At 61.8% G+C, this 988-nt stretch carries 1 protein-coding gene; it reads right to left on the bottom strand.

What is annotated here, in order from left to right; genetic code table 11:
- Positions 1 to 895, bottom strand: an 895-nt coding sequence (locus tag ABD112_RS11535) for an IS1249 family transposase (protein WP_343926018.1), incomplete at its 3' end; no start/stop codon positions are given.
- Positions 896 to 988 lie beyond the last annotated feature (93 nt).

The raw sequence follows: 988 nt of genomic DNA, 5'->3' as shown, positions 1-988 counted from the left end.
TCATGCCGCGGTGGTTGCGCAGCACGGTGCGGATGCCGTTATTGATGCCGCCCTCGAGTGGGCTGGTGGTGCGGGCGTTGCCGCAGCTGACGTAGGTGAACAGGGTGCCGTCTCGGCTGAGTTTGGCCAGTAGCTGCCAGGCTTTGCGGAGCCGGTCGTGGGTGAACCAGTATCGGTAGCCATCGGAGCTGCGTTCTTTCGTGAGGTGTCCGTGGGCTTGCCACCAGGCTTCGAGCTTCAGTCGCCACGCAATCACCGCGTCCTGGTCCCGCACGGCGGAGAGTTCACGGGATAACGTCAGCAGGCGTCGGCCGGCATCGGTGCGGGGATTCAGCGTCAGGTGGCGGCGAATATTCATCTGCACGTGGAACAGACACCGTTGTGTTCGGGTTGCGGGCCAAACACGACGCACCGCGGATGCGATCCCGGCACCACCATCACAGACCACGACTGCGGGGGCGGGGAGGCGTTCCAATAGTGCCGTCCACGCTGCCGTGGATTCCCGTGCGGACCACTGCCAGGCAAGGACCTCCAAGGTCTCGGTGACCGCGATCAACAGACACCAGGAACCAACCCAGACCCCGTCGATGAGGATTTGGTGGTGGGTGGTCTCGACCGGTCCGAGGCGGGGTTCAATATCCCAACACCAGGTGTTTGAGCGGCGAAGGGATCGGCCCGTAGCGGTGCCAGTGATCTCCGTCTGGGAGTGTTTGCCAAGCAGCCACCGCAAGAACTGTTCCAGCTCGCGCCGCCGGGCCAGGTCCGGGCGTTTTCGGACTGAGGATGCCCGACAGTTTGGACACAACCATCGTTGTGTTCCCGCGGCAGTGCGCCCGTTCTTTATCAGGGTCGTTTCACATACCAGACAACGGGTCGAGTTGAGAGAATTCGGCACACCTAAGGGTCACCGAGTATGACAACCCCTCTCTAGGCCAGTATTCATATGCTCAGATCAAGGTCCCATCCACACGTTTTGGCCTATAACCCG

Source organism: Rhodoglobus aureus (assembly GCF_039527955.1).
Lineage (GTDB): Bacteria > Actinomycetota > Actinomycetes > Actinomycetales > Microbacteriaceae > Rhodoglobus > Rhodoglobus aureus.
Note: the sequence above shows the minus strand (reverse complement) of the source record. Positions and strands in the feature narration are given on the sequence as shown.